At 65.3% G+C, this 14,913-nt stretch carries 14 protein-coding genes; 2 read left to right on the forward strand and 12 right to left on the reverse strand.

Features of this window, described 5'->3' with window-relative positions; genetic code table 11:
- Nucleotides 1-2 precede the first annotated feature (2 nt).
- Genes AC1DHL_RS13620 through AC1DHL_RS13640 form a run of 5 tightly spaced genes read right to left on the reverse strand, consistent with a single transcriptional unit; the run spans nucleotide 3 to nucleotide 6,487 of the window.
- On the reverse strand, nucleotides 3-488 hold the full coding sequence (locus AC1DHL_RS13620; protein ID WP_478162300.1) for an aromatic-ring-hydroxylating dioxygenase subunit beta: 486 nt from the start codon (nucleotides 486-488) through the stop codon (nucleotides 3-5).
- Nucleotides 488-1,801 (reverse strand): aromatic ring-hydroxylating dioxygenase subunit alpha, encoded by a 1,314-nt coding sequence (locus AC1DHL_RS13625; protein WP_478162301.1) that lies wholly within the window; start codon nucleotides 1,799-1,801, stop codon nucleotides 488-490. The genes AC1DHL_RS13620 and AC1DHL_RS13625 overlap by 1 nt, the downstream gene beginning before the upstream one ends.
- An 11-nt stretch (nucleotides 1,802-1,812) precedes the next feature.
- A complete protein-coding gene (locus AC1DHL_RS13630) occupies nucleotides 1,813-2,805 on the reverse strand; it encodes a PDR/VanB family oxidoreductase (protein ID WP_478162302.1) in 993 nt (330 codons plus the stop codon).
- Nucleotides 2,806-2,821: 16 nt separating this feature from the next.
- Complete coding sequence (locus AC1DHL_RS13635) at nucleotides 2,822-4,315, reverse strand: indolepyruvate oxidoreductase subunit beta family protein (RefSeq protein ID WP_478162303.1); 1,494 nt, start codon at nucleotides 4,313-4,315, stop codon at nucleotides 2,822-2,824.
- 12 nt (nucleotides 4,316-4,327) lie between these two features.
- Entirely contained in the window at nucleotides 4,328-6,487 is a 2,160-nt protein-coding gene (locus AC1DHL_RS13640; protein ID WP_478162304.1) for a thiamine pyrophosphate-dependent enzyme, read from the reverse strand.
- Between the two features lie 84 nt (nucleotides 6,488-6,571).
- On the opposite strand from AC1DHL_RS13640, the gene AC1DHL_RS13645 reads away from it, so the two are divergent.
- A complete protein-coding gene (locus AC1DHL_RS13645) occupies nucleotides 6,572-7,111 on the forward strand; it encodes a MarR family winged helix-turn-helix transcriptional regulator (protein ID WP_478100445.1) in 540 nt (179 codons plus the stop codon).
- A gap of 6 nt (nucleotides 7,112-7,117) precedes the next feature.
- Here AC1DHL_RS13645 and AC1DHL_RS13650 read toward each other — a convergent pair whose 3' ends face one another.
- From AC1DHL_RS13650 to AC1DHL_RS13670, 5 genes are all read right to left on the reverse strand, one after another.
- Nucleotides 7,118-8,062, reverse strand: a complete 945-nt coding sequence (locus AC1DHL_RS13650) for a quinone oxidoreductase family protein (RefSeq protein ID WP_478162305.1) — start codon at nucleotides 8,060-8,062, stop codon at nucleotides 7,118-7,120.
- On the reverse strand, nucleotides 8,059-8,859 hold the full coding sequence (locus tag AC1DHL_RS13655) for an alpha/beta fold hydrolase (protein ID WP_478162306.1): 801 nt from the start codon (nucleotides 8,857-8,859) through the stop codon (nucleotides 8,059-8,061). Before AC1DHL_RS13655 ends, AC1DHL_RS13650 begins: the two co-directional genes overlap by 4 nt.
- On the reverse strand, nucleotides 8,856-9,854 hold the full coding sequence (locus AC1DHL_RS13660; RefSeq protein ID WP_478162307.1) for a 3-hydroxybutyryl-CoA dehydrogenase: 999 nt from the start codon (nucleotides 9,852-9,854) through the stop codon (nucleotides 8,856-8,858). The genes AC1DHL_RS13655 and AC1DHL_RS13660 overlap by 4 nt, the downstream gene beginning before the upstream one ends.
- A complete protein-coding gene (locus AC1DHL_RS13665; RefSeq protein ID WP_478100453.1) occupies nucleotides 9,844-10,917 on the reverse strand; it encodes an NAD/NADP octopine/nopaline dehydrogenase family protein in 1,074 nt (357 codons plus the stop codon). Before AC1DHL_RS13665 ends, AC1DHL_RS13660 begins: the two co-directional genes overlap by 11 nt.
- Nucleotides 10,918-11,018: 101 nt before the next feature.
- Entirely contained in the window at nucleotides 11,019-11,549 is a 531-nt protein-coding gene (locus tag AC1DHL_RS13670; protein WP_478162308.1) for a hypothetical protein, read from the reverse strand.
- Nucleotides 11,550-11,791: 242 nt separating this feature from the next.
- Here AC1DHL_RS13670 and AC1DHL_RS13675 point away from each other — a divergent pair, with 242 nt between their 5' ends.
- Entirely contained in the window at nucleotides 11,792-12,184 is a 393-nt protein-coding gene (locus AC1DHL_RS13675) for a hypothetical protein (RefSeq protein WP_478162309.1), read from the forward strand.
- An 81-nt stretch (nucleotides 12,185-12,265) separates the two neighbouring features.
- On the opposite strand, the gene AC1DHL_RS13680 is transcribed toward AC1DHL_RS13675, so the two are convergent.
- Both AC1DHL_RS13680 and orn read right to left on the reverse strand, forming a co-directional pair.
- Nucleotides 12,266-14,101 carry a DEAD/DEAH box helicase gene (locus tag AC1DHL_RS13680; protein ID WP_478162310.1) on the reverse strand — a complete coding sequence of 612 codons (1,836 nt, stop codon included), beginning with the start codon at nucleotides 14,099-14,101 and terminating at the stop codon, nucleotides 12,266-12,268.
- A gap of 217 nt (nucleotides 14,102-14,318) precedes the next feature.
- Nucleotides 14,319-14,909: an oligoribonuclease gene (gene orn, locus AC1DHL_RS13685; RefSeq protein ID WP_478162311.1), complete on the reverse strand. Its 591-nt coding sequence runs from the start codon at nucleotides 14,907-14,909 to the stop codon at nucleotides 14,319-14,321.
- Between the last annotated feature and the right edge of the window lie 4 nt (nucleotides 14,910-14,913).

A 14,913-nucleotide genomic window follows, 5' to 3' on the forward strand; every position in this document is an offset into this window, starting at 1 on the left:
ACCTAGATGAAGAGCTGCACAGCCGGCAGGGCCGCGTCGCAGTTGAGCAGGTTGACGCGCTTGAGCGTCATGCGCAAAGCGCCGTCCTGCACCGTGAGGTGGTGGAAGAAGGTGCCGACGTAGAACCGAAGCTCGTCGCCCTGCGATTCGGTGTAGTGGAACTCCGAACGCACGACGAAACGGTTCGCCGCCGCATCGAATTCCTCGACGGTCGGTGTCTGCAACAAGTGGTGGCAACGGCTCGCCGGCTGCTGCGAAAACGCGCGCGGACTCTTGAGCCGCTCGATGCGCAGGTCGCGCAACAGCTTGTCTTCGTAGAGGTGCGAGGTGTGGTTGATGCCGTCTTCCTGGTCCGGCACCAGCGGAACCCAATAGAACGCGTCGTCCGTGAAGAGTGCGTTCCATTCCTCGTAGCGCTTGGCGTCGAGCAGGCGGGATTCGTTGACGACGAAATCGATGAGATCCTGGCGGGTCACGTCGGGCTGCATCACATCGTCTCCGTCATGTATTGGGCCCAGCTTCTGTACTGGTTGCGCATCGGCAGTTCGCTGGTGCCGATCGTCGTGATCTCTCCGCCCTTGGTTTCGGCCGGGTCGTAGTTGCGATGCAGGCTGACCCATTCGTTGCCGCTCGCGTGCAACCCTGCCTGGATTCCTCGATACGCCTGCAGGTCGTCATGCCCGACCACCGAGAACGGCGAGTTGATGAGCCGGTTGTACATGGTCGTGCGCTGCAGCAATTCAGGCGGCGCACCCTTCAGGCGGAAAGTCCAGCTCTCGATCAAGGTCTTGTCGACCGAGATCGGCCGAACCACGCGGATCGCCTGGATCGCGCCCTTGATGGTCAGGTTGGGGTAGTAGACGGTGTTGTGCCGCGCCATGCCGAGGATCTGCGCAGTGCGCTCCTCGCCGTAGCGAGCCTTCATCGCGTCGTCGTACGCGGGGATCGCCTTGTACTTGCTGTGGATGCTGAAGTTGACGCCCGTGAAGCTGTGGCCGTTGTCGTAGGTGCGAACGCCCATGTCCTCGAAGAACTTGTAGTCGGACATGAAGGGCACGAACTGCTCGATGGCCATCGGCTTCGGTTCATCGGCGGACTTGTCGGCCCACATGCTCTTGGCCGTGCCCGCGGAGGACTCGTGCGCCACCATGGGGTGCATGGTGTCGTTGAGGTTCTCGACGAACATCTTCCAGTTGCACTGGTGCATGAAGCGCAGGCAGCCGCCGGCAATCTCCAGTTCGCCTTCAGGCGAGCGGTCGGCCATGTTGTCGATGGAGCTCAACGAGTCGCCGAAATACGCCTCGAAGTCGGGGCCGACATCGTTGATCTTGATGAAGATGAAGCCGCGGTAGCTGCGCACGTTCTTCAGCGTGGTCAGGCCCTTGGCAGACTCGCACTCGTGCAGTTGCGTGCCCTCGTAGCCATTCTTGAGCGGGATCGACAGCAGCGAGCCGTCAGTCTTGAAGGTCCATGCGTGGTAGGGGCAGCGGAAGAACTTGCCGGTGTTGCCGCAGGGCGCCGTCACGAGTCGCGAGCCCTTGTGGGCGCAGCGGTTCATCATCGCGCGCACCGAACCGTCGGTGTGGCGAACGATGATCAGCGGCCGGCCGGCGAGCTCGGTGTTCAGGTAGTCGCCCGGCTTCGGGATCTGGCTTTCGTGGCCTGCGTAGTTCCAGGTGTTCGCAAAGAAATGCTCCTGCTCCAGCTCGAACAGTTCGGCGCTGGTGTAGAGGTCGCGGTGCACGCGATCGGCCTGCACCAGCGCGCGCACGGCGTCGGGGTTGCCTCGGTACGAAGTCATGTTGTTCTCCTTCAGATGTCCAGCACCAGTCGCTGTCCCTTGACGCGCGAGATGCAGATCTGCATGACGTTGCCTTCCGCCTTCTCGCGCGCGGTCAGCACATAGTCGCGGTGGTCGATGTCGCCCTCGATCACCGGCGTCGCGCACACGCCGCATTCGCCGCGCTTGCAATCGAACATCGGGTCGCAGCCATGCTCGATCAGGCAGTCGAGGATGCTCTGGTTGGCCGGCACAGTGAAGCGCTGGCCGGACTGGAGAAGCTCGACCTCGAAGGGGTGATCGCCCTCTTCCACCATCGGCGTGGTGAAGAGCTCGAAGTGCACGCGGTCATGACTCCAGCCGCGCGCCTGCGTCTGGGCGAGCACGGCGTCGAGCATGACCTTGGGGCCGCACACATAGAGGCGATCGCCCGCAGGACACGCATCGAGCAATGCGCCGATGTCGAACGGTCCGCCCCGCTCTTCATCCGAATGCACGAGCAGGTCATCGCCCAACACCGATTGCAGTTCGGGCAGGAAGGCCATCAGCTCGCGGTTGCGGCCGGCGTAGTGCATGCGCACGGGCAGCCCTTCAGCTCGGCGGCGCGTGGCCATGCTCGCGAGCGGCGTCACGCCGATGCCGCCTGCCAGCAACACGGTACCGCCAGGGCCGGTGTGCAGTGGGAAGTCGTTCTTCGGCACTTCGATGGTGACCGTGTCGCCTTCGTGCAGCCGCTCGTGCATGAAGCGCGATCCGCCGCGGCCTTCGGCTTCCTTGCGGACGGCGATCACGTAGTCGGCCGGGGCATCGGTGGCATCGGCCTGCGCGGCGAAGTTGATCAGCGAGTAGTGGCGCCAGTCCTGCGTACCGTCGGGCAGTTCGACCTGCACGCGGATGTGCGCCCCGGCGGTGTAGCCGGGCAGCCCCCCACCGTCCGCCGCACGCAGTCGGAAAGTCTTGATCAGTGGATTCAGTTCGCGCGCTTCGACGACGCGCAGTTGCAATGTGGCGGGCTGGGCAGACATGGGCAGGTTTTCCGGTTCAGGCGAGCGCGTGCTGTGTGAGCGCGGCGCGCAGCTTGTGGCCGTGCTCGTCGGCCAGTGCGGCATCGCGCAGCTCGCGCAGGGTGGCAGGCGCGATGGCGCTGCCCGCGCGCTGCAGGGCATCCATCACGGTGTCGTAGTTGCGCAGGCCACGCTCGTGGGTGTCGCTGTAGCCCTTCACCAGGCGCTGGCACTGGGCGATCTCGACGGCGAGTTCGGGGTTGCGCCCGGCGATGTCGGCGATGCGTCGCAGCCATTCCTCGATGCGGCGGTTCTCCTCCGGATAGCGCAGGGTCGAACGTCGCCAGCGCTTCATCCAGGCGACAGTGCTGAGCATCAGGTAGCCGTGCAACGAGCTGGTCTGGATGACGCGGCCGCGCTGCGTGAGGCGCTCGACCAGCTTGCGCGGCAGGGTCGAGTTCATCAGCCAGCGGCCGATGCCGGCCGGCAGCGTCTCGCAGATTTCCTGCAGGCGCGGATGCATGTATTCGTTGATCGCCAGCACCTGGCCGTCCTGCACGCTGGCCTCACCGCGCACGCGCTCGAAGCGCGATGAACGGGTCTTGAGGGCGGCGACGCGTGCCGTGTCTTCGTAAGACATCCACAGCGCCAGATGGCGGGCGGTTTCGCGCAGCAGCTTGCCGTCGTCATTGGCGGGCAAGGCGGCGACGGAGGTCATGCGATCGAGATAGAGGCCGGCATAGTCGACGTCCTGGTAGTCGATGAGGCGGCGGATGCCTTCGAGCAGAAACGGTTGCGCGCCAGCGGGAAAGTCGCGCTGCACTCGTTCGACCAGCGCGCGCACGGCGGGATGGCGTGGCTGTGGCGGGGCGACTTGCACCGGCGCGGCTTCCGGCTCCGGTTCGCCCTGCGCACGCGCGAAGGCACCGCCGAAGGCCTTCAGGCTTGGCTTGACGCCGACGCCGCCGTGTTCGATGGTGGCCTCGAACTGCGCGCGGCTGAAGGGCAGCACGCCGGAACCGGCCAGTGCACCGAAGAGCACCGCACTGATCACGCTGCCGGAAGCCTCCGCGGCCTTCGCCATGTCGAAGCGGATGAAGCGCTTCGCGGCGCGTTCGGCGTGCGCAAGAAGTTCGGTGCTGTCGACGCGGCCGTCACCCATCGAGCTCTTCTCGGCGATCGAGTACACGCGGTGGGTCGATGCGATGAGCGTGGTGCGGTCGCCTGTGACCAGGCCGCGCTGCACGGCTCGGCCGGCTTCCATGAGTTCCGACGCGAGCACGATGTCGACGTCGCCGGGCAGCGGCATCAGCGCCAGCACCGGCTGGCCGTGATCGGCCTCGGCCTGCGCCTGCGGGTACAGCTCTACGTAGTAGATGGTTGCGCCGGTCCGCTGGGCCACGCCCGGCACCGAGGTGGTCTGGGCGAAATAGCCGTTGGCTTCGCCCATCTCGACGATCCAGTCGGCGAGCACGCCGCCGCCTTCGCCGCCCATCGCCAGAATTGCAATCTTGATTGGTTGATGTCGCATCGTGGTCAATCTTCAGAACGCATAGGCCGCGCGGCGCTTGGCCTCGCTCTTCTGCAGCCAGCCGATCACGCGTTGGCGAAGGGTGTCGCGCAGGCGGTCCCAACGGCTCGGGTTGCTCACGATCTGCGCCTTGTAGAACGAGGGGCACAGCACCGCTGCATGCGAGACCTCGCCGCACACACCGCAACCGACGCAGGTGTCGAGCACGGTCGCGACCGGGTCGACGCGCAGCGGGTCGGGGTTGGGCTTGATCGACAGCGACGGGCAACCCGACAGCCGGATGCACGAATGGTCGCCGGTGCAAGTGTCGGAATCGACGCCGAACTTCTCGCGCACCATCCGCTTGCCGTCGGCGATGGCCTTGCGGACCATCGGCTTCTCGCGGCGCTGCTTGTTCAGCATGCATTCCGATTGCGCGATCAGGACCTTGGGGCCCTTCTCCTTCGTTGTCAGCGCTTCCTTCAGCGTGTCGCGCATGCCCGCGACGTCGTAGGTGCGGCGCATGGTCCGCACCCACTTGACGCCGACGCCGCGCACCGCGCGCTCGATCTCATGGCCGGTGCTGCGCGTCGCGTTCACCGCCTTCGATGACAGGATGTCCTGGCCGCCAGTCGCGGAGGTGTAGTTGTTGTCGACGACGATGGTGAGGTTGTCGCTTTGGTTGAAGACGGCGTTGGCGACACCACTGGTCAAACCGTTGTGCCAGAAGCCGCCGTCACCCATCATCGAAATCGCGCGCTTGCCCGCCTGCGTGTTGAGCGCCGCAGCGCCCGCGGCACCGAGGCCGTAGCCCATCGTCGTGTTGCCGATGTTGAACGGCGGCAAGATGGAGAACAGGTGGCAGCCGATGTCCGCGCTCACATGGTGCGGGCCGAGTTCGCGCTCGACCAGCTTCATCGCGCTGAAGATCGGACGCTCAGGGCAGCCGGTGCAGAAGCCCGGCGGGCGCGCATGCACGCTGTCGCCCAGCGGCTTCGCGGGTTCGGCCATCGCGACGAGCGGAATCACCTTGCGCACCGGCGCGGGCACCGGCAGAGGTTGGAGGCGGCCATAGCGTTCGCAGAAGCTGCGCGCGCCCTTGAGCAGTTCGGCGGCGGTGTATTCGCCGGCGACGGGCAGCATGTCCTTGCCATGCAGCGCCGTGGTCGAACCCGCCTGGCGCAAGATGGTCGCGAGGTTCTGCTCGACGAAGTTGGGCTGGCCCTCTTCCACGATCATGACGGCGCGCTTGCCTTCGCAGAAGCGCAGCACCTCGCTCTCGATGACGGGATAGGCCACGTTCATCACATAGAGCGGCACCTTCGAGTTGCCGTAGACGTCGGCCAGATCCAGCCGTTCGAGCGCACGGATGAGCGTGTTGTAGCTGCCGCCCTGGACGATGATGCCGATGTCGTCGGCGCCTTCGGAGAAGAATTCGTTGAGCTGCCGCTCTTCGATGAAGCGCACGGCGGCGGGCCAGCGGTCCTTCACCTTTTCCTGCTCGTGCTGGAAGCTGGCCGGTGGCAGGACGATGCGGCTCACGTCGCGCTGCGGGTTTTCGAGTGCTTCCTTGAGCGTGAACTTCGAGCGGCGGTTGTCGCCGGCAATGAATTGCCCGTGAACGTGGCATGCGCGAATGCGCAGTTGCAGCATCACCGGCGTATGGCTGGCCTCCGACAGATCGAAGCCCTGCTTGACCGCGTCGACGATGCTCGGCAGGTTGGGCCGCGGGTCGAGCAGCCACATCTGCGACTTCATCGCGAAGGCGTGACTGCGCTCCTGCATGATCGAAGAGCCTTCGCCGTAGTCCTCGCCGACGATGATCAGCGCGCCGCCGGTCACGCCGCCCGAAGCCAGGTTGGCCAGGGCGTCAGAGGCGACGTTGGTGCCGACCGTGGCCTTGAAGGTCACGGCGCCGCGCAGCGGGTAGTTGACGGAGGCCGCCAGCGTCGCGGCGGCAGTCGCCTCGCTCGCGCTGTTCTCGAAGCGGATTCCGTGCTCAGTGAGGATGTCCTGGGCGTCGGCCAGGACATCCATCAGGTGCGAGATCGGCGCGCCCTGGTAGCCCGCGACGTACGAAACGCCGGATTCGAGCAAGGCCTTGGTGACTGCCAGAATGCCTTCACCCCGAAACACCTCGCCACCGGTCAGCCGTAGCTTCTTGACTTCCTCGACGAATGATCGTTCTGCCATGGCGCCCTCTCCGGTTAGGGATTTGCTGGGTTCCCAACGGAACCGCGGTCTCTATAATGTTGACAACTGAATGTATTCACAATCATGAATAACCCTAGACATGCAAGCAGCGTGCCCGCCGCGGATCCGGGGCCATTCACAGTCGACACGCCGGGCGAGAAGCCTCGATTCGTCGACGACTACCTGCCTGCGTTGCTGGCGCAGGCAAGTCAGCTGATCTCCTCCGAATTCCACGTGGTCGCGCGCAAGCACGGCTTTTCGGTGTCGGAATGGCGCGTCATGGCGTCGCTGGCGGGCGGCGAGGCGATCAGCATCGGCCAGCTTGCGCAGGTGACGGTGACCAAGCAGCCCACGGTCACGCGGCTGCTCGACCGCATGGAAGCGCGCGAACAGGTGGAGCGCCTGCCCCACGACAGTGATCGGCGTATCACTCTGGTGCGGATCACGCGCAAGGGCACGAAGGCGGTGGAGCATCTGATGGAATTGGCGCGCGAACACGAGCGGCGCGTGCTCGAGCCCTTCGGCCTCCAGCGCGCGGAAGAACTCAAGGACACGCTGCGTCACATCATCGAACTGCATGCGCGTGTGCCGGGCGAGGCAGGCGAGACGGCCGAAGAGGTTTGAAGCGCGTCAGCGCCCGGGTACAAGAACCGCCCGGCCGCGATGGCCGCGCTGGCTGATCCAGTCCATCGCCTTTGCGGCTTCTTCGAGGGCGAAGGGCTGGACATCCAGCCGTAGCCGGCCATCTGCCAGCCGGGCCAGAAGTTCAGGCGCCGCCGAGCGGCCCGCTGCTTCGCGGCGGAACATGTTGAGCGGCAGCAACGACACGTCTCTCTGCAGAAAATGCGCGATGTCCAGCGAGAGCGCGTTGCCGGCCGTGTAGCCGACAAGCACGGCTCGGCCGCCGGGCCGAATGCGCGGCAGCGCGACGCTCAAGACATGTCCACCGACGGTGTCGACCAGCAGGTCGGCCGAAACGCTCTCCAGGGCCCGCGCCGGGTCATCGCCGAGCACCACGACCTTTGCGCCGGACGGCATCGATTGCGCCTGCGCCGGGTTGCCGACGGCTGCTGTCACGTTCGCACCGACATCGAGCGCAAGCTGCACCGCCATCGATCCGACCGCACCCGTCGCACCTGTCACAAGCACGCTCTCGTCTGCGGAGAGATGCGCGATGTCATGCAGCGCGACCCATGCGGACGTGCTGGGAGAGAAGAAGGCTGCGCCGATGGCGGCAGACACGCCATCCGGCAGCAGGCCGAGCGCTTCGTCGGGCGAATCGATCAGTTCGGACCAGGTACCGTCGAAGAGCGTGCCCAATCCGCTGCCGCGCAGCCATACGCGCTGGTCCTTTGCGTATTGCGCGCTGTCGACCACGACGCCAGCCGCCTCGACGCCTGGTGTGTAGGGAAAAGGCGGATGCTTCAAGAAACTGCCGCGCCACACCGTGCGGTCGATATGGCCGACTGTCGCTGCTTCCATGCGCACGATCGTGCGGCCGGCTCGCGCGACCGGGTCTGCAACATCCTCCAGTACGGGAGGCGCATCGAATGCGTGCACGCGTATGGCTTTCATGCCAGCGTCTCCAGAAAGGAGAGCACCACTTGCGCAAATTCCTCAGGCAACTGGTCGGGCAAGGGCACCATGCCGCCCGCGATGTCGACGATGCGCGCGTTCGCGAGATGCTCGAGCAGTTCAGCCGCATGCGGAGCGGCGAAGGGATCGTCGGTGGCGCGGATGATCAGCGTGGATTGCGTCACGCGATGGATGCGATCCTCCATGCGGTAGGCGGCCACGGCGCGATGGCCGTCTTCGGGGCTGCCGCTCACCTTCAGCGCATCGCGCACGAAAGCTTCGAGCAACTCGGGCCGGCCGGCCGGGTAGAAACCTTGCCTTCGTTGCCACAGCGCGGCGAGATGCGTCCCGTCATCGGTGGGTTCGACCTCATCGATCGGCGGACGTCCGGCACGTGCGCGGCGGAACGCGTCATCGGTGAAAGGCGTCGACGACAAAACCAGCCCGCGCACGCGATCCGGAAAAGCCGCCGCCAGTTCGACCGCGATCACGCCACCGGTGTGATGGCCCACCACGGCGGCGCTTCGGATCTGCAGTGCATCGAGCAATTCGCACGCGACCCGTGCCCATTGCTCAATGCTTGCCGGTCCATCGCCGGCCGCGGAATCGCCGAAGCCCACGGTGTCCATGGCGATGGCGCGATGGTGCGCGCCGATCAGCGGAAGCACCGCGCGGTACTCGGACCAGCTGCGCGGGGACTGATGCAGCAGCAGCACGGCCGGCGCCTCGCGATCGCCGCATTCGGCGTAGTGGATCTGCCCAGGCGACAGGTCGGCGAAGGCGCGCCGAATCTTCATGAGTGCGTCTCGGTCGCTGGCGGCTGCCAAAGCCCGGCGTGCCTGAGCATGCCGAGCGTTCGCGAAAGCACATCGCGGCGATACGCCGCCACGTCGCGACCTTCGTAGTCGTAGAAACCGCTACCGCTCTTGAGGCCGAGCCGCCCTTCTTCGACCATGCGGTCCACGATGGCAGGCGCGGTGTAGCGTGCGCGGTCGATCGATGCTGACATCTCTCGGCTCGCGTGATGCAGGATGTCGCAGCCGCCGAAGTCGATGAACTCGACGACGCCGAGCGCGGCGAAGCGCAAGCCCAGGCCGTAGCGCGTGGCCTTGTCGATTTCTTCGGCGGTGGCGGCGCCCTCCTCGATCATGCGGGCCGCCTCGTTCATCACCAATGCCTGCAGGCGCGGAACGATGTAGCCCGGCGCCGCGCCGCACACGACGGGCAGCTTGCCGATGGCCTCCATCAGGGCCTTGGTGCGAGCGAGCACGGCAGGATCGGTGCCAGGGTGGCAGCTGAGCTCCACGACGGGGATCACATACGCCGGGTTGAGCCAGTGCATGTTGAGAAAGCGCTCGGGCCGCCGCACCAGCGCCGCAAGCTGCGTCACGAGGATGCTGCTGGTGGTGGAGGTGAGGATCGCATCGTCGCTGCAATGCCGATTGATGTGCTCGAAGGCATCGCGCTTGGCCTCCAGCATTTCCGGCACGCCCTCGAACACCAGTTCGGCTGCTGCCAGAGCGGCAGGCGCGTCGGCTGCGTTCACGAAGTCGACGCGCGCGGCGATCGCACGCACCTGCGCGGTGTCGATCACGCCGAGTTGCGCGAGCCCGGTCAGGCTGGCTTCGATCTCGGTCTGCGCTTCGCCGCGAAGCTTGTGCCACGCCTCGTCGCTACGCGGGCGCAGGTCGATCAGCGAAATGCGGTGACCGGCGTACGCGAACGCGATCGCGATGCCGCGCCCCATGCGCCCCGCGCCGACGGCGGCGAATCTCGGCAGTTCACTCGCCATCGTGCAATCTCTGCTTGAGTTGCGCCGGCGTCAATCCGGAGAGACCGAGCGCTTCCAGCGTGCGCGGACCCTTGCGCAGATCGCGGCCGAGGAAACCGCCGACGATCGCCAGCAACCCGTGCGCAATCGGTGCGTCGACGCCAGCATAGCGGGCCGCGGAAGCCAGGAACGCCAACCCGAGCTCGGTGTCCTCGGTGATGTAGCGGTGCGCATAGAGGTCGATGTTTTCGCGCCAGTCGCCCGATTTCACCAACTGCTTGTGCGCGTCGCCGTACATCCACTGGTCGTTGTTGTAGTGGTCTGCCAGCGGATAGTGCGGCGCACCCTGGCCGAAGGCCTCGCGCACCGCCATGCGTTCCTGGTCGAGGCGGTCGGTCACGTCGCGCACCGCGCGCTGCGTGCCTTCGTTGTGGATGTCCCAGCGCTCGAAGTGCTGCAACGGCGCGGCGTTCATCACCATCAACGGTGGATGGATGACGGGGCCTGCGTTCATCAGCGCGCCGGAGAGCGCATCGCCGCAGCCGTGCACGCTGGGATAGGCCTTGCGGATCACCTCGATCGCTTCCTGCGACTTGCGCGCCGGGTACACGCCGGTCGGCAGGCGAATGGCACGGATCGTCACATTCACCTCGCGCTCACCATGCTTGCGCGCGAGATAGGGCAGCGTGCCGGTTTCGGCCCAGGCCACGTCGGCACGGTTGCCGGCTTCGGCCACCACGCGCGCCATGACGTAGCTGCCGAAGGTGCCGGGCGGGAGGAACACGACCTGCCCATCGACGAGGTGCGGGGCCATCGCACGGGCAATGTCTTCCTGCGCGATAGCCGGCGTAGGAATGACGATCAGGTCGGCGCCGCGCAATGCGGCTGCGATGTCGGACGTGGCGAGCGCCAATGGTACGTCGCGCGTGCCGGCGGCGTCCTTGAGCGTGATCGAACTTGTTCGAAGGAGCGGCTCCAGCGCCGCGGCATCACGACGCCAGAGACGCACTTCATGGTCAGCTTCGGACAGGTCTGCGGCAGCCGCATAGGCGCCGTGGCCGCCGCCGAGAATCGCGATTTTCATAAGGCAACAGTTGAAGAAACGAGGTGGACGAACCGGCCGCAGAAGCGGTCACGGAGGATTCGAGGCCTCATTACATTACTTTTCAACTGTTCATATGTCAATTAAATTGAGGTCGTATTAGCGTTTGTCACTAGGCGCGCGGAGCGGGAACGGCCGCCAGTCGACCTTGCAATTCGGCGGTGCACCCAGTAGGCGCCCTTGGGCTTGCGCGTGCGTGATTCGACCTGGGCCCGCGTGCGCAACGGGTTCGCTTCAGGTGGCACCGGAGAGGCATGGTGCATTTCGAACCTTTGCTCCTTTTGCTTCAGGTAGTGCATGAGCACGTGCGAAGTCATGTTGATGCCCAATGTTCCGAACGCGGCCGGCAGGATGTAGAGCGCGATCGAGAGTTCCGACGCAAAGACGACGTCGTCTGCGAGCGAAGGTGTCGCGCGGGCCGAGACCGACAGCGCGTGCAGCAGAAAGATGTCCGCCGCTGCCAGTCCGATGAGCAGCAGGCCGAACACCAGCACCGTCGTCTTCGAGAACTCGCGCTGCACGAAGAGCGTGACGAAGATGGCGGCGGGCATCACGACCGAGAACAGCACCAGGGACCAGAAACGAAGCTGCGTGAAGACCGTTGCATCCGACATGGACGGATTGAGCCATCGGCCACGCCCAGGAGTTTGTCCGCCGTGTGAATCCGGCGTAAAGGCTGTTTTCGGCCTCCGTTTTCGTAAAGTCACCGGGCTTTACGCTGCGTTCATCAGATTGCCATGCCGCGAGGCCAACATGCTTAGCTCGAATGAGAAGCAGACGAGAAGCAAACGCCATGGCACATACCCCATTGCAATCCAAGAGCAACTCTCAGACGACCCCCGAGCCTGACTCGGACATGACCATACCCAACCTTGTCGCGGAGGTTTTCGAGGAAGCGCCCATTGCAGAGCGCCGCAGCCTCGTCGAGGCGCTGATGCGGCCACTGGGCGTGTTGTCTCTCGTGGCCATTGCCAACGGCATCTTCGCGAAGATCCGGTTCCGCAATGCCGGCCATGATCTGAGCGTCCGGCTCGAGGACATCCAGAACGTCCATACCGCCGACGTGGTCGCGCTCGTCCATCACGCCCAACAGGTCAGCGTCGAGACTGTCGACGGACTGGCTCAACTGCTGGGGTCGTCGGGAGGCATGGCGAGTTCGGCTGCCGCGACATTGCTGATCGCGCTGCTCGTGCAGCGCGCGCGGTCGCGGAGTAGTTCGCGGGCAGCCCCTGACGACCCGTCACCGTAGCGCCCCAACAAAACAAAAAGCCCGTACTTCCGAAGAAATACGGGCTTGCGAATTGCAAGGCAGCCTCACGGCCGCCGTCACTCAGCGGCCAGGCTTGAATCCACGCTTCTGCGCGTCGCGCGGAACGAAGACCTTGCCGCCGCCGCCGGCATGGCCGCGGGGCGCGAAACCCTCGCCACGGCCACCGCCGGCTCCGCCGCGCGGTGCGCTGTCACCCCAACCCGGCTTGCGACCGTAGCCGCCGCCTTCGTTGCGGTCGCCGCCGAAGCCTGCATTGCCCTGGTTCTGGAAGCCACGCGGTGCCGGAGCGCCCGGGCCGCGGGCGTTGCGATCGTTGAAACCGCTGGCGCCGGCATAGCCGCCGCCGAAACCGCCACGATGACCGCCACCGCCGCCGCCGCCGCCGAACTTGCGATCGCGTGAATGGTGTTCACGGCTATCGCGGCCACGGCCGCCGAAGTCGCCTTGCGGGCGCGATTGCGGCGCGCGCTGTTGGGGCTCCAGGCCGGGGATCACTTCGGACTTGAACTGCTGGCGGCTATAGGCCTCGATGTCGAAGATCCTGCGGCGGTCGCGGAACTCGGCGAAGGTGATGGCCAGGCCGTCGCGCCCTGCCCGGCCGGTACGGCCGATACGATGCGTGTAGTCCTCGGCCTTCATCGGCAGGCCGAAGTTGAAGACGTGGGTGATGGTCGGCACGTCGATACCGCGCGCGGCGACATCGGTTGCGACAAGGATCTGCACCTGGCCCTGGCGCAATGCCATCAGGCGGCGATTGCGCAGGCCCTGGCTCAGAGCGCCGTGCAGCGCAACGGCGCTGAAGCCGTCCTGCTGCAGGTCATTGGCGAGGCCGTCGCACTCGACCTGCGTGCTTGCGAACACGATGGCCTGGTTGATGGTGGTGTCGCGCAGCCAGTGGTCGAGCAACTTGCGCTTGTGCTGGGTGTTGTCTGCCCAGAAGAGCGCCTGCTTGATGTTGGCGTGCTTTTCTTGCGGGCTATCGATGGTCAGGCGCTGCGGTTCGCGCATCACGCGCTGCGCGAGCTGCTGGATGCGTGGCGCGAAGGTCGCGCTGAACATCATCGTCTGCTGGCGTTCGATGGTCAGCTGGTTGATCTCGGCGAGATCGTCCGAGAAGCCGAGGTCGAGCATGCGGTCGGCTTCGTCGACGACGAGGAACTTGACCTGTTCGAGCTTGATCTGCATCGAACGCTGCAGGTCGAGCAGACGGCCCGGCGTGGCGACGACGAGGTCGGCGTTCTGCAGCTTGGCAATCTGCAGTTGATAAGGCATGCCACCAACCACGCTGGCGATACGCAGGCCGCGGCAATGCCTGACCAGATCGATCGCATCGTGCGCAACTTGCTGTGCCAGTTCGCGCGTGGGGCAGAGCACCAGCGCGCCGGGTGTGGCAGGCTTGAAATTGCGCGTGTTGGTGGGATCCTTGCGCTTTGCCTTTTTCGGCGGCGCTTCGCCGCGGGCGGCGGCCTCGGCGGCAAGGCGCTGGAATTCGGCCTTGGCGGTAGCTTCGGCTTCGGCTTGGCGCTGCAGCAGGGTGTGCAGCACGGGCAGCAGGAAGGCCGCCGTCTTGCCGCTGCCGGTCTGGCTGGAAACCATCAGGTCGACGAAACGAGTGGTGCCGCCGGCATCGCCGCTGATCGTCATTGCGCGAGGGATCGCCTGTTCCTGCACGACGGTCGGCTGGGTGAAGCCGAGGTCTTCGACAGCTGCGATCAGTTCGGGCGCGAGGCCCAGCTTGACAAAGCCGTTGGGGAGCTTGGGTTGCTCGACAGCCTCGGCTTCGAGCGCCTCGAGCACGGGCGTGGTGATGGAGATGGATTCGGCTTCGCCCGAAATGGCGAAGTTGTCGGATTGCACAGGCGCGAAGTCGCCCTGCGCTTCAAAAGCGTCGGTCATTGAAAAGTCTCATACGCGAGCGCTGCCGTAGGCGGCGCCCCGTCGGGTGGTGAAAAACATCAACCATCCAACGACGTTCAGCTTCGACTTTCGTCGCGGCTGCGGCCCATTCAGTCGGGCGCGATGTGCAAGATAGGGAGATGCAGGAAAACGCTGTCTGAACCCCTGGGTACTCAACAGCGAAGCCCGTGATTATTGCACGGCTCCGGGTTTTTACCTAATCCTGGATGCGAAGGAAGGTCTCGCGGTAATGCGCAAGTTCCTCGATCGATTCATGGACGTCGGCGAGCGCCGTGTGGGCTTGTTGCTTCTTGAACGCGTTGTAGGCGGCCGGTTTCCACCGCTTGGCAAGCTCCTTGAGCGTGCTGACGTCCAGGTTGCGGTAATGGAAGTAGGCCTCCAGCTTGGGCATGTACTTGACCAGGAAGCGGCGATCCTGCCCGATGGTGTTGCCACACATCGGCGAACCGCTCTTCGGGATGTAGCGAGAGATGAACTGGATCAGTTGTTGCTCGGCCGCTGTTTCGTCGAGCTTGGAGGCCTTGACCTTGTCGATCAGTCCGCTGCGACCGTGCGTGCCCTTGTTCCAGGAATCCATGCCGTCCAGCACTTCATCGCTCTGATGGATGACGAGGACGGGGCCGTCGATCCGCGGCGTGAGGTCGGGGCCTGTGACGACTACGGCAATCTCGAGCAGCCGCTCCCTTTCGGGGTCAAGGCCGCTCATTTCGCAGTCCAGCCAGACGAGGTTCTGGTCGCTCTTCTTGAGCATGGCCGCGGACGCAGCCGGTTCGATGGATTCGGGCATCCGC

It is taken from the genome of Variovorax sp. 10L426 (assembly GCF_056395305.1).

What these genes read in the sequence shown, in the direction of transcription:
- AC1DHL_RS13655 (WP_478162306.1), bottom strand. Translation starts at nt 8,859, where the DNA reads ATGAAGATTCGGCGCGCCTTCGCCGACCTGTCGCCTGGGCAGATCCAC.
- AC1DHL_RS13660 (WP_478162307.1), bottom strand. Translation starts at nt 9,854, where the DNA reads ATGGCGAGTGAACTGCCGAGATTCGCCGCCGTCGGCGCGGGGCGCATG.
- orn (WP_478162311.1), bottom strand. Translation starts at nt 14,909, where the DNA reads ATGCCCGAATCCATCGAACCGGCTGCGTCCGCGGCCATGCTCAAGAAG.
- AC1DHL_RS13625 (WP_478162301.1), bottom strand. Translation starts at nt 1,801, where the DNA reads ATGACTTCGTACCGAGGCAACCCCGACGCCGTGCGCGCGCTGGTGCAG.
- AC1DHL_RS13645 (WP_478100445.1), top strand. Translation starts at nt 6,572, where the DNA reads ATGAATAACCCTAGACATGCAAGCAGCGTGCCCGCCGCGGATCCGGGG.
- AC1DHL_RS13635 (WP_478162303.1), bottom strand. Translation starts at nt 4,315, where the DNA reads ATGCGACATCAACCAATCAAGATTGCAATTCTGGCGATGGGCGGCGAA.
- AC1DHL_RS13640 (WP_478162304.1), bottom strand. Translation starts at nt 6,487, where the DNA reads ATGGCAGAACGATCATTCGTCGAGGAAGTCAAGAAGCTACGGCTGACC.
- AC1DHL_RS13620 (WP_478162300.1), bottom strand. Translation starts at nt 488, where the DNA reads ATGCAGCCCGACGTGACCCGCCAGGATCTCATCGATTTCGTCGTCAAC.
- AC1DHL_RS13670 (WP_478162308.1), bottom strand. Translation starts at nt 11,549, where the DNA reads ATGTCGGATGCAACGGTCTTCACGCAGCTTCGTTTCTGGTCCCTGGTG.
- AC1DHL_RS13680 (WP_478162310.1), bottom strand. Translation starts at nt 14,101, where the DNA reads ATGACCGACGCTTTTGAAGCGCAGGGCGACTTCGCGCCTGTGCAATCC.
- AC1DHL_RS13665 (WP_478100453.1), bottom strand. Translation starts at nt 10,917, where the DNA reads ATGAAAATCGCGATTCTCGGCGGCGGCCACGGCGCCTATGCGGCTGCC.
- AC1DHL_RS13650 (WP_478162305.1), bottom strand. Translation starts at nt 8,062, where the DNA reads ATGAAAGCCATACGCGTGCACGCATTCGATGCGCCTCCCGTACTGGAG.
- AC1DHL_RS13630 (WP_478162302.1), bottom strand. Translation starts at nt 2,805, where the DNA reads ATGTCTGCCCAGCCCGCCACATTGCAACTGCGCGTCGTCGAAGCGCGC.
- AC1DHL_RS13675 (WP_478162309.1), top strand. Translation starts at nt 11,792, where the DNA reads ATGACCATACCCAACCTTGTCGCGGAGGTTTTCGAGGAAGCGCCCATT.